17 protein-coding genes and 2 pseudogenes are annotated in these 17,370 nt (G+C 69.8%); 6 read left to right on the plus strand and 13 right to left on the minus strand.

The genetic code is table 11. From position 1 onward, the window contains the following. Nucleotides 1–31: 31 nt before the first annotated feature. The 3 genes from ACIHCQ_RS21745 to ACIHCQ_RS21755 are packed head-to-tail and all read right to left on the minus strand — an operon-like array spanning nt 32 to nt 3,461. On the minus strand, nt 32–358 hold the full coding sequence (locus tag ACIHCQ_RS21745; protein WP_399664568.1) for an SCO4225 family membrane protein: 327 nt from the start codon (nt 356–358) through the stop codon (nt 32–34). Between the two features lie 44 nt (nt 359–402). Further along, nucleotides 403–1,083 carry a response regulator gene (locus ACIHCQ_RS21750; protein ID WP_399664572.1) on the minus strand — a complete coding sequence of 227 codons (681 nt, stop codon included), beginning with the start codon at nt 1,081–1,083 and terminating at the stop codon, nt 403–405. Continuing rightward, on the minus strand, nt 1,080–3,461 hold the full coding sequence (locus tag ACIHCQ_RS21755; protein ID WP_399664575.1) for a histidine kinase: 2,382 nt from the start codon (nt 3,459–3,461) through the stop codon (nt 1,080–1,082). Before ACIHCQ_RS21755 ends, ACIHCQ_RS21750 begins: the two co-directional genes overlap by 4 nt. Before the next feature lie 279 nt (nt 3,462–3,740). Here ACIHCQ_RS21755 and ACIHCQ_RS21760 point away from each other — a divergent pair, with 279 nt between their 5' ends. After that, entirely contained in the window at nt 3,741–4,190 is a 450-nt protein-coding gene (locus ACIHCQ_RS21760) for a DUF5707 domain-containing protein (RefSeq protein WP_399664578.1), read from the plus strand. 281 nt (nt 4,191–4,471) lie between these two features. Further along, nucleotides 4,472–4,777: pseudogene (locus ACIHCQ_RS21765) on the plus strand (helix-turn-helix domain-containing protein); the annotation flags it as partial. Between the two features lie 88 nt (nt 4,778–4,865). On the opposite strand, the gene ACIHCQ_RS21770 reads toward ACIHCQ_RS21765, so the two are convergent. Further along, the gene (locus ACIHCQ_RS21770) at nt 4,866–5,222 is read right to left on the minus strand and encodes a TetR-like C-terminal domain-containing protein (RefSeq protein ID WP_399664581.1); all 357 of its coding nucleotides are present in this window, start codon (nt 5,220–5,222) and stop codon (nt 4,866–4,868) included. Between the two features lie 136 nt (nt 5,223–5,358). Here ACIHCQ_RS21770 and ACIHCQ_RS21775 point away from each other — a divergent pair, with 136 nt between their 5' ends. Continuing rightward, on the plus strand, nt 5,359–5,574 hold the full coding sequence (locus ACIHCQ_RS21775; RefSeq protein ID WP_399664584.1) for a type II toxin-antitoxin system VapB family antitoxin: 216 nt from the start codon (nt 5,359–5,361) through the stop codon (nt 5,572–5,574). Continuing rightward, entirely contained in the window at nt 5,571–5,993 is a 423-nt protein-coding gene (locus ACIHCQ_RS21780) for a PIN domain nuclease (protein WP_399664586.1), read from the plus strand. The genes ACIHCQ_RS21775 and ACIHCQ_RS21780 overlap by 4 nt, the downstream gene beginning before the upstream one ends. A 493-nt stretch (nt 5,994–6,486) precedes the next feature. Here the strand turns inward: ACIHCQ_RS21780 and ACIHCQ_RS21785 are convergent, their stop codons facing one another. Continuing rightward, complete coding sequence (locus tag ACIHCQ_RS21785; RefSeq protein ID WP_399664590.1) at nt 6,487–7,173, minus strand: recombinase family protein; 687 nt, start codon at nt 7,171–7,173, stop codon at nt 6,487–6,489. A 47-nt stretch (nt 7,174–7,220) separates the two neighbouring features. Further along, nucleotides 7,221–8,282, minus strand: coding sequence for an amidohydrolase family protein (locus ACIHCQ_RS21790; RefSeq protein ID WP_399664593.1), 1,062 nt, complete (start codon nt 8,280–8,282; stop codon nt 7,221–7,223). Nucleotides 8,283–8,457: 175 nt separating this feature from the next. Between ACIHCQ_RS21790 and ACIHCQ_RS21795 the strand changes: the two genes are divergently transcribed. Continuing rightward, nucleotides 8,458–9,198, plus strand: coding sequence for a TetR/AcrR family transcriptional regulator (locus ACIHCQ_RS21795; RefSeq protein WP_399664596.1), 741 nt, complete (start codon nt 8,458–8,460; stop codon nt 9,196–9,198). A gap of 364 nt (nt 9,199–9,562) precedes the next feature. Here ACIHCQ_RS21795 and ACIHCQ_RS21800 read toward each other — a convergent pair whose 3' ends face one another. The 4 genes from ACIHCQ_RS21800 to ACIHCQ_RS21815 all read right to left on the minus strand — a co-directional run bounded on the left by ACIHCQ_RS21800 (nt 9,563) and on the right by ACIHCQ_RS21815 (nt 14,301). Continuing rightward, entirely contained in the window at nt 9,563–9,889 is a 327-nt protein-coding gene (locus ACIHCQ_RS21800) for a hypothetical protein (RefSeq protein WP_399664599.1), read from the minus strand. Between the two features lie 146 nt (nt 9,890–10,035). Next, complete coding sequence (locus tag ACIHCQ_RS21805; RefSeq protein ID WP_399664602.1) at nt 10,036–10,728, minus strand: response regulator; 693 nt, start codon at nt 10,726–10,728, stop codon at nt 10,036–10,038. Continuing rightward, nucleotides 10,725–12,050, minus strand: a complete 1,326-nt coding sequence (locus ACIHCQ_RS21810) for a sensor histidine kinase (RefSeq protein WP_399664605.1) — start codon at nt 12,048–12,050, stop codon at nt 10,725–10,727. Before ACIHCQ_RS21810 ends, ACIHCQ_RS21805 begins: the two co-directional genes overlap by 4 nt. A gap of 7 nt (nt 12,051–12,057) precedes the next feature. Then, nucleotides 12,058–14,301: an MMPL family transporter gene (locus ACIHCQ_RS21815; protein WP_399664608.1), complete on the minus strand. Its 2,244-nt coding sequence runs from the start codon at nt 14,299–14,301 to the stop codon at nt 12,058–12,060. Between the two features lie 398 nt (nt 14,302–14,699). Between ACIHCQ_RS21815 and ACIHCQ_RS21820 the strand changes: the two genes are divergently transcribed. Continuing rightward, complete coding sequence (locus tag ACIHCQ_RS21820; protein ID WP_399664611.1) at nt 14,700–14,996, plus strand: hypothetical protein; 297 nt, start codon at nt 14,700–14,702, stop codon at nt 14,994–14,996. A 35-nt stretch (nt 14,997–15,031) separates the two neighbouring features. Here ACIHCQ_RS21820 and ACIHCQ_RS21825 read toward each other — a convergent pair. The 3 genes and pseudogenes from ACIHCQ_RS21825 to ACIHCQ_RS21835 form a co-directional block, all read right to left on the minus strand. Continuing rightward, nucleotides 15,032–15,177: pseudogene (locus ACIHCQ_RS21825) on the minus strand (DUF3631 domain-containing protein); the annotation flags it as partial. Then, nucleotides 15,153–16,532: a serine hydrolase domain-containing protein gene (locus ACIHCQ_RS21830; protein WP_399664614.1), complete on the minus strand. Its 1,380-nt coding sequence runs from the start codon at nt 16,530–16,532 to the stop codon at nt 15,153–15,155. The gene ACIHCQ_RS21830 and the pseudogene ACIHCQ_RS21825, both read right to left, overlap by 25 nt. Nucleotides 16,533–16,769: 237 nt before the next feature. Continuing rightward, nucleotides 16,770–17,249 carry an ATP-binding protein gene (locus ACIHCQ_RS21835; RefSeq protein WP_399664617.1) on the minus strand — a complete coding sequence of 160 codons (480 nt, stop codon included), beginning with the start codon at nt 17,247–17,249 and terminating at the stop codon, nt 16,770–16,772. Nucleotides 17,250–17,370: the final 121 nt, after the last annotated feature.

Genomic DNA, 17,370 nt, shown 5'->3' on the forward strand with positions numbered 1-17,370 from the left:
GGTCAGGCCGGGAACGAGCCCTGGATGCCCTTTAGTCCATGCGACCGCCGCGGCGCAGTGCGCGGGTGCACCAGCCGATGATCGCGGCGTTGACCGCTGCCCCGAGAGCGACGGCGATGATGGCCATGACGATGTTGTCCGGCAACACGAGGAGCACGAGGCTGGCGGGAGCGGTGGCAAGGAGCGGGATGACGCCGGCCATGGACGCGTCCGAACTCTCGCCGACGGTCACCACCACTGCCCACACGAGCAGGACGGCACAGACGCCGAGGTACACGAGGCCGACGACGCCGACGTGGTCGCGCAGTCGGCGGGGGACGGATCGGCCGGAATCGGTATCGGTATCGGTACCGGTCATGGGGATGGACTCCTTGGTTGCGTCGCGGTGGTCGGTCGCGGTGGTCAGAGGTGGGTGCCGGGCGGGTTCGGGCGGGCGAGGCCGAGGTCGTACGCGAGGATCGTCGCCTGTACGCGGTCGCGCAGGCCGAGCTTGCGGAGCAGCGCGTTCACGTGAGACTTCACGGTGCCTACGGTGATGCCGAGTTGCTCGGCGATCTCCGTGTTGGTGAGTCCGGCCGCGACCAGGGTGAGGACGCCCCGCTGGCTGCCGGTCAGGCTGTCCAGTTCGGGGGAGCTCCCGACCGGGACCGCAGCGCGTGGTCCGGACGCGTAGTGGCCGATGAGGCGGCGGGTCGCGGACGGGGCGAGTACGCTCTCGCCGGCCGCCACCTCCCGGATGCCCTGCAGTAGTTGGGAGGGGTGTACGTCCTTGAGGAGGAAGCCCGAGGCGCCGGCGCGCAGCGCGTCGAAGACGTACGCGTCGAGGTCGAAGGTGGTCAGGACGAGGACGCGGGGCGCGTTCTCCCGTCCGGTGATGATGCGGGTGGCGGCGATGCCGTCCAGTTCGGGCATGCGTACGTCCATGACGACCACGTCGGGAGCCAGCTCTTCGGCCAGCCGCACCGCGGCGGCGCCGTCGGCGGCCTCGCCGACGACCGTCATGTCCTCCTCGGCGTCGATCACGGCGGCGAACCCCGCCCGTACGATGCCCTGGTCGTCGACGACCAGCACGTTGAGGCTCATCGATGTCTCTCCTCGTTGTCCGGCGCGACGGCGAGTGGCAGCCGGAGGCGGACCGTCCCCTGCGGGCCGGTGGTCACGGTGCCGCCGAGCGCCGCGACCCGCGTGGTCAGCCGCTCCCGTACGGCGGAGTCGGCGGCGTGGGGCACCCCAGTGGCCGTGAGCGTCAACATATCGTTGTCCACGTCGAGTTCGAGCATCGCAGGCTCCTCGCCGCCGGCTGCGAGCACCGTCTCGGCGGCGCGGTAGGCGGCCAGGTCGACGGCGGTGGGCAGTCGTTCCGGTACACGGTCGGTCAGCCGTATCTCGATGTCGCGGCCGGTGGCCCGGAGTTGGTGGGCGAGCAGGTCGAGCGCCTGGAGGGTGGGCTGCGGCCGCAGTCCGGGCCCTGTCTCGCCCTCCGGGACGGTGTCGAGCAGGGCGCGCATCGCGGCCAGGGCCTCGCGGGCGCGGGTCGCTGTCGCGTCGAGTCGGCCTGCCTCCGCCTCGGTGACCATGTCGGCGGTGCGGGCCAATACCGTGGTTTCGAGACCGGCGGCGATGCGGCGGCGCTCGGTCCAGGCGTCGCGGACGGCCTCCTCGGTCCAGGCGGCGAGGCGTTCGTCGTGGGCGCGGCGGTCGGCTTGTCGGCGCCGGGTGCGGAGGCCTCCGGTCAGGTGAGCCGCGGTGCCTGTGAGGGTTGCGCTGACCGTGGTTCCCGCGATGACCGTCCAGATGGGAGCGGCCGTACCTCGGTCCAGAACTGCGGTGGTGGCGGCCGCGGCGTGCACCAGCACCGTGAGGAGAATGGTCGTGACATGGCCTCGGGCCGGTGGGGGCTGGTCGCTCCCCCGCTCATGGGGGACCCCCCTCGCGGCGGAGCCGCGTTTCGATACAGTTCCGCGCCCCTTTCGGGACGTTGCGGTACGGGTCGGTTCCATCGCGAGGGCCGCGCACGTGGCCAACAGGCTCAGCGCGGGCGGGAGGAGGACGGGGCCGCTGTAGTTCCCCACCGCCATCGCCACCGGCCACAACAGCGCCAGCCCCAGCAGCATCCCGTACGCCGTCCGCGGAGCCCTCCGCAGCCACAGCAGGGCCACCGCCTGGCCCGCCGCCAGCAGGGCGAAGAAGACACCCGCGGATACCCGCGTCGCGCTCGACGCATCCTCGGCCCGGATGACCAGCACGGGCAGCAGCGGCTGCAGGACCAGGCCCGCCGCCGTCACCACCTGCGCCACGCGGTAGGTCCTCGGCGCCGACGGTTCCACCGTCGTGGCCGTCCGGCCCGGCAGTACCGCCCGTACCTCCCAACCGCCCTCCGCTGTGGGGCCGCTCTGCACCGTGCCGCCCGCCTCCCGTGCCCGGGAGCGCAGGAAGCCCTGCCCGCGGCCACCGCCAAGTCCCGCACCGTGCGCCACCGCACCGGCCGGCGGGGGCGTGCTCGTGACCACGACGTCGGTGCGGGTGTCGCCGTACCGGCACAGCACCCTCGTATGCGCGCCGGGGGCATACCGTGCCACGTTGGTCAGCGCCTCGCGCACGATGCCGTACGCCGCCTCCGCGACGGCGCCGTCCGGCAGGGGGTCGATCTCGCAATCCACCTGCTGGTCCAGGCGCCGGAACCCGGCGACCAGGTCCAGCAGCCGTTCCTCCGGTGACGGCACATCCCCGCGGGAGGGCGCCGGCGCTCGTACCGCGCCGAGCGCGCGGGTGACCTCGCGGCCGGTCTCGACCGCGAACTCCAGTGCCTCCTCGGCCAGTTCGGGACGGCGGTCGCGCAACCCGAGGGCCGCTCCCGCCGTGACCACCACGGCCGTCAGATGGTGGGCGCTGATGTCGTGCAACTCCCGTTCCATACGGCGCCGTTCGACCGCCGGGAGCCGGTGGCGCTCGGACTCGGCGCGCTTCAGCAGTTGTTCAGCGGCTCGCCGTGCGCGACGGGTCCGCCGTACGAGCAGGCCGGCGCCGCACACGGCGGCGTACAGCAGAGCGGTCAGGACGAGGTCGAGCCCGTTGCGGTCGCTGAGCCCGTGCAGGCTGATGCCCTGCAGGAGCTGCCAGGCGGCAAGCGCCACCACGCACAGCACGGCGGTGAAGGCGTCGTGTTCGGTCGCCACGGTGAACAGAGCCAGCGCGACACCCGCGGTCCCGAGCACCGCCATCGCCCCGGCGGGCAGCGGTCCGGCACCCAGCGCGCAGGCGGCGGCGACCACGACGAGGGTGGCCACCGGGCGGGTACGGCGCAGGGCGAGCGCGGCCGTCACCACTCCGGCGACCAGGGCCGCCACGAGAAGGGCGGACGCGGGCGGGACGGCCCCGCGCACCAGCGGCACCCCGGGCCACACCACGGCCTGGGCGCAGATCAGCAGGACCGGGAACAGCCGGTCGTCGGTTCGATTCATGGCGGATCAAGGCTATGGCCGCAGGTGAGCGGCCCGACTCCGGCTGGAGGCGGATTCCGGCCTCTTACCTGGGTTGCAGAGTCTCTACCTGTGGTTCGAGGCGCCACTCGTCCTGCGGCGCGAGGACGACGCCATGCCCCCGGTCATAGGCTCGATCACATCGAGAACGCGGTCGGCCACCGCTTCTACGACCACTTCCAAGACCGGCTCTGCCAGCGGTCCTTCCACGCTCTTCCGCGTATCCAGCCCAACTCTCCAACCAATTCAAGGGGATCATCCATGTCCAAGCGCATTCTCTTCTCGTCACTCATCGGCGCCGTCGTCCTCGGCGGAGTGGCCGCCAGCGGTCTCGCCCTGGCCGCGGCCCCCAGGGAGCCGACCCTGGAGCACGGATCGGCTCGCTACGCGGCTCCGTCCGACGGCAGCGCGGGCTCGATCGCCTACACCGTGGACGTGAGCGACGACTCGGGCATCCGGGGCCTCAAGGTCCTTGCCTGGCCCGCGAGTTCGAAGCTCGACCCGACCGAGGCGGAGCTTCGCTCGGTGGAGAGCGCCAAGTGCCGGAGCACCTCGGACGAGACCACCCGCTGCACCTACACGCTGAAGGTCACGAAGCGGGAGGCGGCCGACCTGGCCAAGGGCACCTGGTACGTCTCGGCACTGGCGACGGCCGAGGACGGGGGCACGACGTTCGTGCCCCGCGCCGCCACGTTCGACCTCACACGCTGACACGCCGGTCGAACCGTCGTTCGATGAGGCGGTCTGCCGGAAGCGCGGCTTCCGGCAGACCGATCCTGCTTGTGGGCCGATTCTCCGCGGTGCCGGACTTCACGGCGCGCACGTCTTCCCGGGCCCTCACCGCGCCACTCGCCCAGAACCGGATTTCTTCCGCGGCGCACGCTCCGCCGCCAACCGCGCACAACATCGAGGGCATGCGCCCGCTCTTGGCATGGGTACCGGTCGACGACCGGGCCTACGACCGGGCGGACAGGTCCAGGAGATGCTTCCGGGCAGGACTCCGGCATCGGTCCCACCTCGACGACACCGTGCACCGCGCCCAGGACCTCATCGACGCCCGCTTCGACCAACCGCTCCCGTTGCCCACCCTGGCCTCGGCCGTCGGCGTGAGAGAACGCGCGCTCACCCGCCTCTTCAGGCGCGCCACCGGGCTCACCTCACTGCGCTACCAGCAGAGCCTCCGCCTCGAACGCACCCAACACTTCTTCAGCCACGGCGCGACGATCGACGCCGCAGCCCTCTCAGTCGGTTTGGAGGATCCGCGCATGCTGCGTCGCCTCCGCGCCCGCACGGCCTGACCGCCTCAGGTAACCGAGCGCCCCTGGGTAGTGCGACTGCCCTGCCGCCCGGGACAGCCGGAGCGGCACGCCGCTCGGCATCAAACGCTCACGCGTCCGGCAGCCAGAGCGCGAGTGCGGCGTCGACCGTCCTGACCACCATGGCCTCCTCCAGCGGGATTCCGAGCATGAACCGCTGGAACAGCAGCGGTCCGAGGACCCGGCAGACCAGCCCCACGGGATGTTCCTCGACGCCGGGGCGGAGTTCTCCGCGTTCGACGGCGGCGGCGAGCGCCTCTCTCAGTTGCTCGTCCGCGCGGCCGAACGTGTCCTGGCGGATGCGCCGCACGCCGTTGTCCCGCTCCGCCTGCTCGATGACGGTGGCGATGACGAATGCGGCGATCGGCTGATTGATCCAGCGGGCCTGCTGTTCCAGCTGTGTCAGCACCCGACCCCGGTCCGCCAATCCGGGACCGTGCCGCCACGGGCGACCGGCGATTTCTGCGGCCCTGCTGCGACGAAGGCACCCCATCCGCGCGCAGTCGCCTCGTTGAACCAGGCGAGATATACTTTTCTCCACACTTGATATCCAGGAGGCGCACATGAGCCGGACCGTCATAGATCTGGACGACGAGCTGGTCGCCGATGTGGCGAAAGCCCTGGGGACGAGCACCAAGAAGGAAACGGTCAACACAGCCCTGCGCGAAGTACTGGAGAACCGGCGCCGCGCCCTGGCCCTCACCCGGCTCCGCGCCGCAGCCGATGAAGGTGCGTTCGACCTGGAACTGTTCGAGGACAAGCGGAGCTACCGCCGGTGAACGCGGCGCAGTTTCTGATCGACACCAGTGCGCTCGCACGCTTCCTGCGCGGGGACGCGGAACAGTACGGCTGGGACCAGGCGGCAGCGGCCGGGCTCATCGCCACCTGCCCGATCACAGAGCTGGAATTCTTCTACAGCGCCCGGTCGGCCGCCGATCGGGCGCGCGGCATCGAGGACATGCGGTTGATCTTCGGCTGGGTTCCCGTCGACGATCGGGCCTACGATCGGGCCTGGCATGTTCAAGAGGCCCTCACCAAGCAGGGCAAGCACCGCAGCGCCGGCGCAGTGGATCTCGTCGTCGCCGCAACGGCCGAGCTGCAGGGGCTTACCCTTCTGCATCGTGACCACGACTTCGAGTGCATCGCCGCAGTGACCGGTCAGCCCCTCCAGTGGTACGGCCCGGAGGGTCGCAAATAGGCCGCCTGTGGTTGCGGTTCTGGTTGCGTTCACCTCCGTCCGGGGCCGTCCGGACGCAGCTGGCAAGGCCGCTCCACCGCAGGTCAGGACAGACATGAACCCCACCGGACAGGCATACGAACATTTAGAAAGCATGTTGACCACTGCGTGAGCGATGCGTGAGCGGACGGACAGGCACTCGTTGGATTATGCGTCAGTAGGCGACGGGCGGTCATGCCTCTGACCAGGCAAGACTGGACCCGGCGTGCTCACCCGGCACCCCCGACACGATTGGGCCAGCCCTTGTAATGCGTAGGTCGTCGGTTCGAATCCGACAGGGGGCTCCATAGTGAACCCCAGGTCAGGCCTCTGACCTGGGGGTTTCTTGTTGGCCCGCTCCTTGGGATTCGGCCAAAACGGGCACCGGTGTCTCTGCATCACAATGCGTAGGTCGGAAGTTGGCTGGGTGTGGCCAGAAATGCGCTACAGGGCTGTGACCTGCTTTTTTGCGTCGTTAGGCGGTCCTGCTCCCGTCTGTCCGGTTCGGCACGGTGGCCATCTGGTGGCCAACTGTGCAGCGAGCGTGCGGAGACGTCCCCCGTGAGCCTTGCGGCCGGAGGGTGTGACGGATACGAGAGTTGTGCCCTCCGAACAAGTAAGTCGCTGTGCGAGCGAGCTCAGGCGGGCAGCCCTGGCCCAGTAGGGCGCGGGCGGCGGCCGGGCCCTCGTCTGGCCCCGGCGACGATGAGTTCGCGAATGAACTCGGCCAGGGCGGCGAAGACGTGGAATACCAGGCGCCTGCCTGGCGTGGTGGTGTCGAGTGCCTCGTGAGCGAGGTGAGGCCGATGCCGCGCTTGCGCAGGCCCAACACGATCGCGATGAGGTCCTGGCTGGAGCGGCCGAGCCGGTCCAGCGACAGGGTGACGAGGGTGTCTCTGGGCCGCAGGCAGTCGAGGGCCTTCCACGGTTCCTCGCGTCCGGCGTTCTTGCCGGACTTCTTGTCCGAGAAGGTCCGGCTGCATCCGGCATCAGTGAGGGCGCGAATCTGCCGGTCGATCAACTGCCCCCGTGGTGGACACACGTGCGCATCCCACAAGATCGCCGGTCCGTACGGCCGGAACGGGAGCGAGGGCGTCGGCGGTGTTGTGGTCCGGAGGCCGTAACCCTTGACCGTTACTCGACGCTGGGGCCGGGTATGCACCGGAAGGGCAGCCCGACGCCAACACCTCGAACATTCACGGCCAGGCGTTACTGATTTGCGCGTGCCGCTGCGACGTGCCCGGTGAGCCGCTCCCAATTGCCGGATCCGATCGCGGCCTTTTCCTCGTAGCTGAAAGGTGCCTGCTCAAGGAACGAGCGTGCGACCCCGTTGGCGGTGTCGAGGAAGGGGAATCCGCCGGGTCGGGTCCCGAAAGTGTAGGGGTAGTCGGTCGAGTACATCATGCGCTCGGTTCCGACGACTTCCGCCGTCCACCTCATGTAGCGCTCGCTGACCGTGCCGCTGCCGCACACCCAGAAGTTCTGCGTGAAGTAGTCGGCAAGCGGGCGCTCCAGCTTCGCGTTGTGCGCCAGGATCCCGGTGTGGTCGAGGTAGAACAGGACGACCTCGCCCCAGTGTCCCGCGATCACCTGCAGCCCGGGGTGCCGGTCGAAAACCCCGGAGAAGATCATCCGCAGGTACTGGATGCCCAGGTCGTAGTACCAGCCCAGGCCCGCCGTCGCGAGCCCCATGCCGGTGCTGCGCGCCAGCCCGGCTCCGTCGTCGAAGCCGGAGTAGTAGGCCTTGAGGACTTCGGGAACCGGAGTTTGGGGGTGGAAGTGCAGCGGCACCTGGAGGCGTTCAGCCGTGGCGTACAGGTGATCGAACTCGGGGGCGTCGGCCAGCTTGTCGCCCGTGCGTCCGTACAGCATCGCACCGGGGAAGCCGAGCTCGGTGACCGCGCGCTCCAGTTCGGCCGCGGCGGCCTCGGGTGCCGCCGTGGGGATGGCGGCGAAGGCCTGGAACCGGTCGGGTCGTCCGGCGACGATCTCGGCCAGTGCGTCGTTGGCCTCACGGGCCACACTCACGGCGTCTTCGGCTTTCAGGTTCTGCACGCCCGGTGAGGCCAAGGACAGGACCGCGACGTCGATGCCCTGGTCGTCCATGTCGGCAAGGCGCGCCTCTCCGAAGTCTCGCAGCCGCCGCGCGAAGGGCTCGTCGCCGTAGCCCAGCTGCGGGATCTTCGGCACCCCCGCCTTGGCCCACGCATCGAGCAGCGCGGGCAGAGCGATGTGTTCTTCGAGAGCTGAGATCTTGATCTTTTCTGGCATTTCGCGCTCCTCGTGTCGCTTCGGGCGGAGTCAGGGAGGGGTCGACATGGGCGCAGCCGACCGGATGCCTCCGGTTGCGGCGGTCATGCCGCACCTCGCCTGGTTCCACTGGAATCGGAATCAGCGTAACACCGGTATCGTAACAGTGGAAACTTGAATGCGGTATCGTTGATACATGCGACCACGTTCACGCCTCAGGGACGGTGCCGCCGTCGACTCCGATACCGCAGCCGTACGCGAGCAGACCCGACTACGCGTCATCGAGGCCGCCGCCGACCTGCTGGCGCGCGAGGGTCGCGAGGCCGTCACTACCCGCGCGGTCGCGGTCGCGGCAGGCGTGCAACCACCGGCCATATACCGACTGTTCGGCGACAAGGACGGGCTGCTCGAAGCGGTGGCCGAGCACGGCTTCACCACGTTTCTCGCGACCAAGCACGTCGACCCCGACCCGCAGGACCCCATCGAGGACCTGAGAGCGGGCTGGGACCTGGCAGTCGAGTTCGGTCTGGCCAATCCTGCCCTGTACATGCTGATGTACAGCCAGCCCACAAGGGCCACATCGGCCGCCTTCAAGGCCGGCATGGAGATCCTGATGGGCCGTATCCGTCGCATCGCCGCCGGCGGCTGGCTCCGCGTCGACGAGGAACTCGCGGCCACGCTCATCCACGCCACGGCACGCGGCGCGGTGCTCACCTGGCTGTCCCTGCCGGAGGACCGGCGCAACCCGGCCCTGTTGACCACTCTTCGGGAGTCCATGGTCACCGCCGTAACCAACCAGGAACCGGCCGTGCAGGACGCGGGCCCGGCCGGCGCCGCCCGTGCCCTGCGCGCCGCGTTGCCCGAACAGACGACCCTCAGCAGCGCGGAGCAGCATCTACTGAGGGAGTGGCTGGACCGCCTCGCCACTGGTGGCTGAGGCTCCATGGCTTATCTGTTCTCGCGAGTGGCGCCGAGGACAGCGCCCCTGGCGCAGCCTTCCTACCTGGATCTATACGTCGTCCCCTCGCCGTCTGCGGTGGAGTGCGGGTCGCGCGGCTCAGTGAGCGATGGCCGGCCCTCGACCATCGGGAGATCGTGGCCGCCACCCTCGCCCAGCAGCTCTGCCAGGGCGACACGGTAGACGAACTCTGGGACGAGTAACGCCCACTCCATGGCCGACGCCCGCCAGGGCGTCTCCCGCTCATTGCCGAGATCCGGTGAGACTGCGCCGTCAGCTCGAACTCCGGGACAACGAGGCCCAAGCAAGCTGACCCGCCCTGCCAATCCACAGGTCTTGACGATCACTCCGGGCCCGCCGCACCACCGCCGATGCTGGAAGTCGACAAAGGTGCTCTTTGCTCCTGAGGCGAGCCAGGAGTGCTGCGCGGCAACGCGGCATCCAAACGCTGCGGCAGTGAGTACGCGGGGTGTCGGATCACCGGCGTCATAGGGCGCGCCGGCCGCTTCAGCGCGGGGGTCTCAAAGACCACCCGGTGGATCGGCTCCACCAGCTCCTTCTGGGCGGGTGCCTGGAAAAGGGAGACGAGTACGTCGAGAACGTGGCGCAGTGACGTCCAGACTTCTTCGCCGGCCGGGCGCTGGCGTAGCGAGGTGAGCATGTCGTCCACGACGAGGTCGAACTTGCCGAGGACGATCTCTTACGGAGACGTCCAGTTGTCACAGTGCGGTGATCTGGGGCTTGGACAGTGTCTTCGTGGGGTCCGGTGGCGCCGGGCGGCGCGCGATTCCGATCGTGGGGTCGCCCGGTATCGGACTATGACAGGCGGTCGGTACCACCGTCGGGGGCGGCGTGGGCCAGGCCCGTCCGGTAGGCGATGACGACGAGTTGCGCCCGGTCGCGTGCCTCCAGCTTCGTCATGGCGCGCTGCACGTGGGCGCGGACGGTGAAGGGGCTGAGGAACATCCGCTCGGCGATCTCCTGGTTGGACAGGCCGGTCGCGACCAGGGCCACCATCTCGCGTTCGCGCGGGGTGAGCACGGCGAGCTGTTCGGGGTGGTACGACGGGGCGTCGTCCGGTGTGGCCAGGAAACGGGCGACCAAGGAGCGGGTCGCGGCGGGGGACAGAAGAGTGTCGCCGTCGGCGATCGTACGCACGGCGTCCAGCAGGTCCTCGGCCCCGATGCCCTTGCCGATGAAGCCGCCGGCCCCCGCGCGCAGCGCCTGAGCGACGTACTCGTCGGTCTCGTACGTGGTGAGGATCAGGATGCGGCTGGCACGCAGTTCCGGGTCCGCGCAGATCTCCGACGTGGCGGTGAGACCGTCCACCTCGGGCATACGGATGTCCATGATCACCACGTCCGGGCGCAGCTCCCGGGTGAGTCTCACCGCCTCCCTGCCGTCGGCGGCCTCGCCGACCACGGTGATGTCGTCGGCGGTGTCGAGAAGTATCCGGAAGGCATCGCGCAGCAGGGCCTGATCGTCGGCGAGCAGCACCCGGAGCGTCACGGCGCATCACCGGCCTCTCCGTCGCCCGTCCGTCCGTCGCCTGTCGCCCCGTCAGCCATCCGCCCCTCGATGGTTGTTGCTGCTTCAGTCCGCCGCGTCGTGTCCTTGGCGGGCGGGAGGGGCAGCTGGGTGGAGACGAGGAAGCCGCCCTCCGGGCGCCTGCCCGCGGAGAGGTGTCCCCCGACCGCGGTGGCACGTTCACGCATCCCGATCAGACCGTAACCGGGCGGACGGTCCGCCGCCGTGGACGCACTCGGTCCCGTGGATGCGGTCGGCGCCGTACGGGCGCCCCCTCCGTCGTCGGCGACGGTGATGGTCACGCGATCGCGGTTCCAGGCGAGGCGTACCCGGGCGCTACCGGTACCGGCGTGCTTGGTCACGTTGGTCAGGGCCTCCTGGACGATGCGGTAGGCGGTGAGGTCCACTCCCGGCGGCAGCGGCCTGGCCGTGCCCTCCTGGTGCACCGACACCTCCAGACCCGCGCTGCGGAAGGACTCGAGGAGCGTGGGAAGCCGGGACAGCCCGGGCGTTGGTTCGGCGGGCGCGGCCGCGTCCCCGGACTGACGCAGCAGACCGACCGTGGCCCGCAGTTCGTCGAGCGCGGCGCTGGTGGTATCGACGAGCTCCTTCAGGCTCTTGCGGGTCTGCTCCGGGCGGGTGTCGAAGAGGTGGGCGGCGACCGTGGCCTGCGCGTTGGCCAGGGTGATCTGATGGGCCACGAGGTCGTGCAGTTCCCGGGCGATGCGCACCCGTTCCTCGGCCACTCTCCGGCGCGCCTCGCTGTCCCGGCTCTTCTCGGCCTGCCGGGCCCGCTCCTCCACGGCCGCCAGGTAGGCCCGTCGGTTCTGCGCCGAGTGACCGAGTACGCCGGCCATCAGCGGGAACGCCGCCACCGCTGCCATCCTGCTCGCGTCCTTCCACGAGATGTCCCCGGAGATGGGGGTGGAGGCGACCAGCAGCACCGCGGAGGTGAGCGACGCCGCGCTCGCCGCGCGCCGTTCCATGCGCACGGCGAGTGAGTAGGCGGTGATCACGGCGGGGGCCACGATGAGCGGGCTCAGCAGGAGACCCGAGGGCACCGCAAGCATGCCGCACACGGTCGTGGCCGCCATGGCGGCCAGGGGTGTCCTGTGCCGCACCGGCAGCACGGCACAGGACACCACGGCGATGAGATAGGCGGCGGCGGGCGGCGGAGACAGCGGCTGGTCATCGGCCCGCACCACGCCGCCGAGCAGACAGAGCGCGAACGCCGCCGCCACGATCGCTGCCTCCCGCCACCACGCGCCGCGTGATCGCGGGCCACCGCCACCCGTGTTCGTCATGGCCGGCTCAGTGCCGGTCGACGGGGAGTCGCGGCACCGCTGCGTACGGTTCGGTCGCGGGGGCGGGGACACGCCTGCTCAGCGCCTCGCCCTCGATGTCCACATTCGGCAGCACACGCTTCAAGATACGGGGCAGCCACCAGGCCCGGTGGCCGAGCAGTGCCAGGACCGCGGGTCCGATCGCCATCCGGACCACAAAGGCGTCGAAGGCGACGGCGGAGGCCAGGCCGACGCCCATCGTCTGGATGGTCGGGCTGCTCATCCCGATGAATCCGGCGAACACGCTGATCATGATGATCGCCGCCGCGGCCACCACACGTCCGCTGTGCCGGAAACCGTTGACGATCGCGTCGCCGGGGGACGCGCCGTGGACGTAGGACTCCCGCATCCGGGAGAGGAGGAAGACCTCGTAATCCATGGCGAGGCCGAACACTATCCCGATGATGAGAATCGGCATCAGCGACATGACCGGTCCGGTCTGCTCGATGCCGATCATGTCTGCCATCCAGCCCCACTGGAAGACGGCGACGACGACGCCGAAGGCGGCGCCCAGCGACAGCAGGAAGCCGAGCGCGGCCTTGACCGGAACCAGGATCGAGCGGAAGACCACCGTCAGCAGGAGCACTGCCAGGCCGATGACCACGGTCAGATAGGGGATGAGGGCGTCGGCCATGGCTTCGGATATGTCGATGTTCAGCGCGGTGGTGCCGGTCACCAGGATGCCGGCGCCCGTGGTGGCCTCGACGCCGGAGACCGCGTCCCGGATCGAGTGCACCAGGTCCTTGGTCTTGCCGCTGCTCGGCGCGGTCTGCGGGACGGCGGTGAGGACGGCCGTGTCCTTGGCCTGGCTGAGAACCGGATCACCGACCGACGCGACCCCGTCCATTTCCCGTACGGTCTTGACGACCAGGTTCGTGGCGGCCCCGGGGTCCGCGGCCTTCGATGTGTCCACGACCACGGTCAACGGGCCGTTGAAGCCGGGGCCGAAGCCCTCTGACAGCAGGTCGTAGGCACGGCGCTGGGTGGTCTCCACCGACTTGGACTCGTCTCCGGGCAGCCCGAGTTCGAGGCCCAGCACCGGGAGGGCGATGACGCCGAGACCGAGTCCGGCGGTCAGCAGCACGGCCATCGGCCGGCGCAGTACGAACCGTGCCCAGCGGGCGCCGAGCCCAGTCTGGCCGGCCGCGGTGGGCACCGAGTGCGGGCTGTTGCCTGCCCGCGGGGTGGCCTTGCGGACGGCGCGGGACAGTATCCGACGGCCGAAGGAGCCGAACAGCGCGGGGACCAGGGTCAGTGCGACGAGTACGGCAAGGGCCACGGCGCCCGCGCCGCCCATGCCCATCTTGGTGAGTTCGGGGACTCCGACGACCCCCAGCCCGACCAGGGCGATGAAGACGGTCGCGCCGGCGAAGACGACGGCGGACCCGGCCGTGCCCACCGCCAGGCCGGCGGCCTCCTCCGGATCGCTGCCCCGGGCGAGTTCGTCGCGGAAGCGGGAGGTGATGAAGAGTGCGTAGTCGATGCCGACCGCCAGCCCCAGCATCAGCGTCAGGATGGCGACGGTGGACGTCAGGCCCAGCGGCACGGCCAGCGCGGAGACCAGGGCGAAGGCGATGGCCACGCCCAGGAAGGCGGTCAGCAGCGACAATCCGGCCGCGACCAGCGACCCGAGGGCGATGACCAGCACCACCGCCGCCACCCCCACACCGATGAGTTCCGTTGTACCGCCCGGTGACTCTTCCGACTCCAGGGCCGAGCCGCCGATCTCCACGGTCAGCCCCGCGTCCCGGGCCTGGCTCGCGGCGTCCTCGAGGGCACTCTTCGTCGGCTCGGTCAGGTCGACGGCGCCCGCGGTGTAGGTGATCGTGGAGTAGGCGATGGTGCCGTCCTTGCTGACAGCGCCGGTCTCATAGGGGTCGGTGGCCGACTCGACCTGATCGCCCCCCTCCAGCGAGCCGAGCGTGTTCTGGACGGCCGCCTTGTTCTCCCTGGCCGTCACCTGCTGCCCGTCCGGGGCCCGGAACACCAAGCGGGCCTCGGCACCCTGGGAGTTGCTCTGGGGGAAGCGCTCGTCCAGCAGGTCGAACGCCTCCTGCGACTCGGTGCCGGGCATGGAGAGGTCCTCTTCCTCCCCGGCCGGCGCCATGGCGGCGGCGACCCCGGCCAGCACCAGGGCACCCAGCCACAGACCAATCACGAGCCGGCGTCGCCGGAAGGCCCACCGTCCGATCCGGTAAAGAAATGTAGCCACCTGTTGATCACTCCAGACACCGCTAGGCAAGGGGAATGCGTGAGATTCACGCGCCTCCGACACTTCCCTCCGGCGCCCCGCCGGGCATCGTCCTCCGCCGCCGTCTTTCCCTGGTGCACCCGGACCAGCCACTCACGCGTCCTGGTGCCTACGTACTACAGGCCGTGGCAGAAGCCGGTACGGTCTGCGAGCTTCGATCCCGGGCCGGGGTGGGGGTGCGGCAACTACGCTGACCTGCACATACAACTGGGGGGCAGACGACATCCGCGCTACGCCCACTGCCAGGGGGCTCCGGCGAAGGCCAGGTCAGACAGCTGCTGACCTGGCCTTTTCACTTGCTGGGCGCATGGTGGTGGCGCGCTTGCTCCCCGTACCCCGTGGCGTGCAAAACTCCGTGCGTGCCCACCTGGATAACGCCGCGCCGCTTGGGCGCCACTGCCGTCCTGTACGCCGTTTTTATCGGCGGCTGGTACCTCGGCCAGCCCCTCCACGGCGTCGGCTGCCATACCCCCGAACTGGCGACCGCGTCCGAGGACCCGGTGACGATCGGGGAACCCGGCGATGTCTCCGGCGACCTCTCCCGGGCGGTCCGGCAGGTCGTCACCTACAAGATCGTCTCTACCGACGGGGCCGTGCCGTGCGAATGGACGCCCCGCCCCCGGATGGTGGCATGGGTCATCGGCGACTGGCGCTGAGCGACTGCTGTTCCCAGACCGCTTGTCGGCCGCGGTTCGGTGTCGTGCGCGGCGTTGACCAGCTTCACGCACGCCTTGCGGGCCCGTGCGGGCCATGCGCCGTCGGCGGCGTTCGCGAGGCGAGCAGCGGTTCCCACACGTCAGCCGGTCGGTCGTTCACGCCCTCGGGCATGAGGGGCCAGACGTTTTTGGGACGCGAGCGAAGAGGAGACCGACCGACGAGTCCAGCAGCTTGACGCAATCTCCAGGCGGAATGACGTAGTCGGCGCCGGTGGGGAGGGAGAGGCCGGCGTAGATCTGGTTGAGGACCGTGGGGAGCAGGGCTTGGGCCGTGGTCCTGCCGTCGGGTGAGACGGTCAGGTTCGTCCAGACGACGAGCGTGACGTCATTGTCCGGGTCATGGCCGATGAAGGAGTTGAAGCCGGGGAGTTCACCGCCGTGGTAATACATCGCGGCCTGCGGACCGAAGCGTTGGTAGGAGATGCCGTACCCGTACTTCTGCCCGTCGGGCGTGGCCGGGTCTTCCGCCTGCGGGCTGCGGAACCACTGCTGCTGGGACGCGGGGTCGAGGACCTTGCCCGTCACCAGGGACCGGATCCAGGTGGCCATGTCGTCCGCGGTGGAGATGGCGCCGCCGGCGGCCGTGGCGTAGGAGGAGTTCTGGTGGGTGTAGTCCACAGGCTTGAGCTTCCCGGACCGGGCGGCGGCCTGCACGTCGGCGGGGTAGGGCTGGTCGACCAGTGCGTGAGCCGATCCGCCGTACATGTAGCCGTGCGAGTAGGGGGAAGGGAGGGACACGTCGGCGGCGCCGGGCAGCGAGGTCCCCACCAGTCCGAGGGGGGCGAACAGCCGGTCCCGGAACTGCTGGGCAAGCGGGCGCCCGCCCGCCTTCTCGGCGACGAGACCCAGCAGCACGTAGTTGGTGTTGCTGTATTCGTAGGACGCGTCGGGTGCGAAGTTCGGCGGGCGCCGGAATGCGATGTTGAGCATCTCCTGGGGTGTGCGGGCCTTCTTCGGGTTGGCGTCCAGGGCAGCCGCGAGTTCGGGCACGCTGGTGTAGTTGTAGAGCCCGCTGCGCATCTTCAGCAGCTGGGCGATGGTGATGTGTTCGCCGTTGGGCACCCCGGAAACATAGTCGGACACAGGTTCGCTCATCCGGAGTTTGCCGTCCTGGGCGAGGAGGTTGATCAGCGCCGAGGTCATGGTTTTGGTGTTGGAGGCGATCCGGAAGTGGTCGCCCGTAGTGGGCGGTTTGGCCGTGCCCAACTCGGTTGTGCCGACAGTTGCCCGGAACGTTCCCTGCGGGGTCTGGAGCAGGACCATCGCGCCGGGAACCATGAGCTTCTTCGCCGCACGCTCCACGGCGGACTGGAACGCGGCCGGATCGATGGGCTTCAGCGCCGACGGAGTGGGGTCGAAGGCGCTCGCCATCGCCGCAGGTGTGGCCGGCGCATCGGAGAGGGCCGTGAAACTCGCCCCTGGGGGCGAGGCGTAGCCCGTGATCAGCAGGGCCGCGCTCGGCGCCAGCAGAGTCATGCGGCGGGTGGTGGGCGACGCCCCGAAACCGCCCCCATCCGGCGCGCACGGTTCGGGGCCTCGTCGTCAGTTCGGGTATTCCGCATACCAGGTCACAGCCCTCGTACTCGGCGGTCCAGCCCCACGGCCAGGGTCCTACGAGGTAATTTTAGTGTCTTTGGTATCTTTCAACACATTTGAGGGGACGCCCCCGGACCAAGATCGGACACTTGCGGAAGGGGGCGGTGCGGTGCCCGGTCAGGCTGCGAGGGCGGGCGGCGGTCCGTGGCGGTCGAGGGCCAGTTCGAACCAGATCGTCTTGCCGCCCGGCCCGTACGGGTCCTCGCTGGTGCCGCACGCGCCCCATCGGTCCGCGACCGCTTCGAGGATCAGCAGCCCTCGCCCGCCGTCTGCGTCGGCCGGCGGTTGGCTGGGTTTGGGCAGGTCGGGGCTCATGTCCCAGACGCTGACGCGGAGTACGGGATGCAGCCAGTGCAGGCGTACGGAGGCGGGGCCCTTGGTGTGGCGCACGGAGTTGGTGGTGAGCTCCGAGGTCAACAGCTCCGCTCGGTCGATGAGTTCGGCGACTCCGTGCGCGAGGAGGATCGCGCGGAGCGCGATGCGGACGATGCGGACGATACGGGGGCTGCGCGGATCGCAGGGGAAGCCGATCTCGTACGACCAGGGTTCGGTGAACGGGATGGGATGGGGGTGGGTGATCGCGGAGGGGTGACTCACGAGGCCCCTCCTGGGGTGCGTGACGTGATGCGACGGGTGGTTGGTGGAGTCGGCCGACAGCGGCAATGCCGCCAGCCCTGCGACCCAGATGGGCAGGGCGGACGGTGCGCTTCCGTCGGCG

This window comes from Streptomyces sp. NPDC052236, assembly GCF_044548015.1.
In the GTDB taxonomy this organism is placed as follows: Bacteria; Actinomycetota; Actinomycetes; order Streptomycetales; family Streptomycetaceae; genus Streptomyces.

Coding starts and splice junctions, on each gene's coding strand:
- ACIHCQ_RS21775 (WP_399664584.1), top strand. CDS start 5,359: ATGAGCCGGACCGTCATAGATCTGGACGACGAGCTGGTCGCCGATGTG.
- ACIHCQ_RS21790 (WP_399664593.1), bottom strand. CDS start 8,282: ATGCCAGAAAAGATCAAGATCTCAGCTCTCGAAGAACACATCGCTCTG.
- ACIHCQ_RS21745 (WP_399664568.1), bottom strand. CDS start 358: ATGACCGGTACCGATACCGATACCGATTCCGGCCGATCCGTCCCCCGC.
- ACIHCQ_RS21810 (WP_399664605.1), bottom strand. CDS start 12,050: ATGACGAACACGGGTGGCGGTGGCCCGCGATCACGCGGCGCGTGGTGG.
- ACIHCQ_RS21795 (WP_399664596.1), top strand. CDS start 8,458: ATGCGACCACGTTCACGCCTCAGGGACGGTGCCGCCGTCGACTCCGAT.
- ACIHCQ_RS21760 (WP_399664578.1), top strand. CDS start 3,741: ATGTCCAAGCGCATTCTCTTCTCGTCACTCATCGGCGCCGTCGTCCTC.
- ACIHCQ_RS21830 (WP_399664614.1), bottom strand. CDS start 16,532: ATGACTCTGCTGGCGCCGAGCGCGGCCCTGCTGATCACGGGCTACGCC.
- ACIHCQ_RS21755 (WP_399664575.1), bottom strand. CDS start 3,461: ATGAATCGAACCGACGACCGGCTGTTCCCGGTCCTGCTGATCTGCGCC.
- ACIHCQ_RS21750 (WP_399664572.1), bottom strand. CDS start 1,083: ATGAGCCTCAACGTGCTGGTCGTCGACGACCAGGGCATCGTACGGGCG.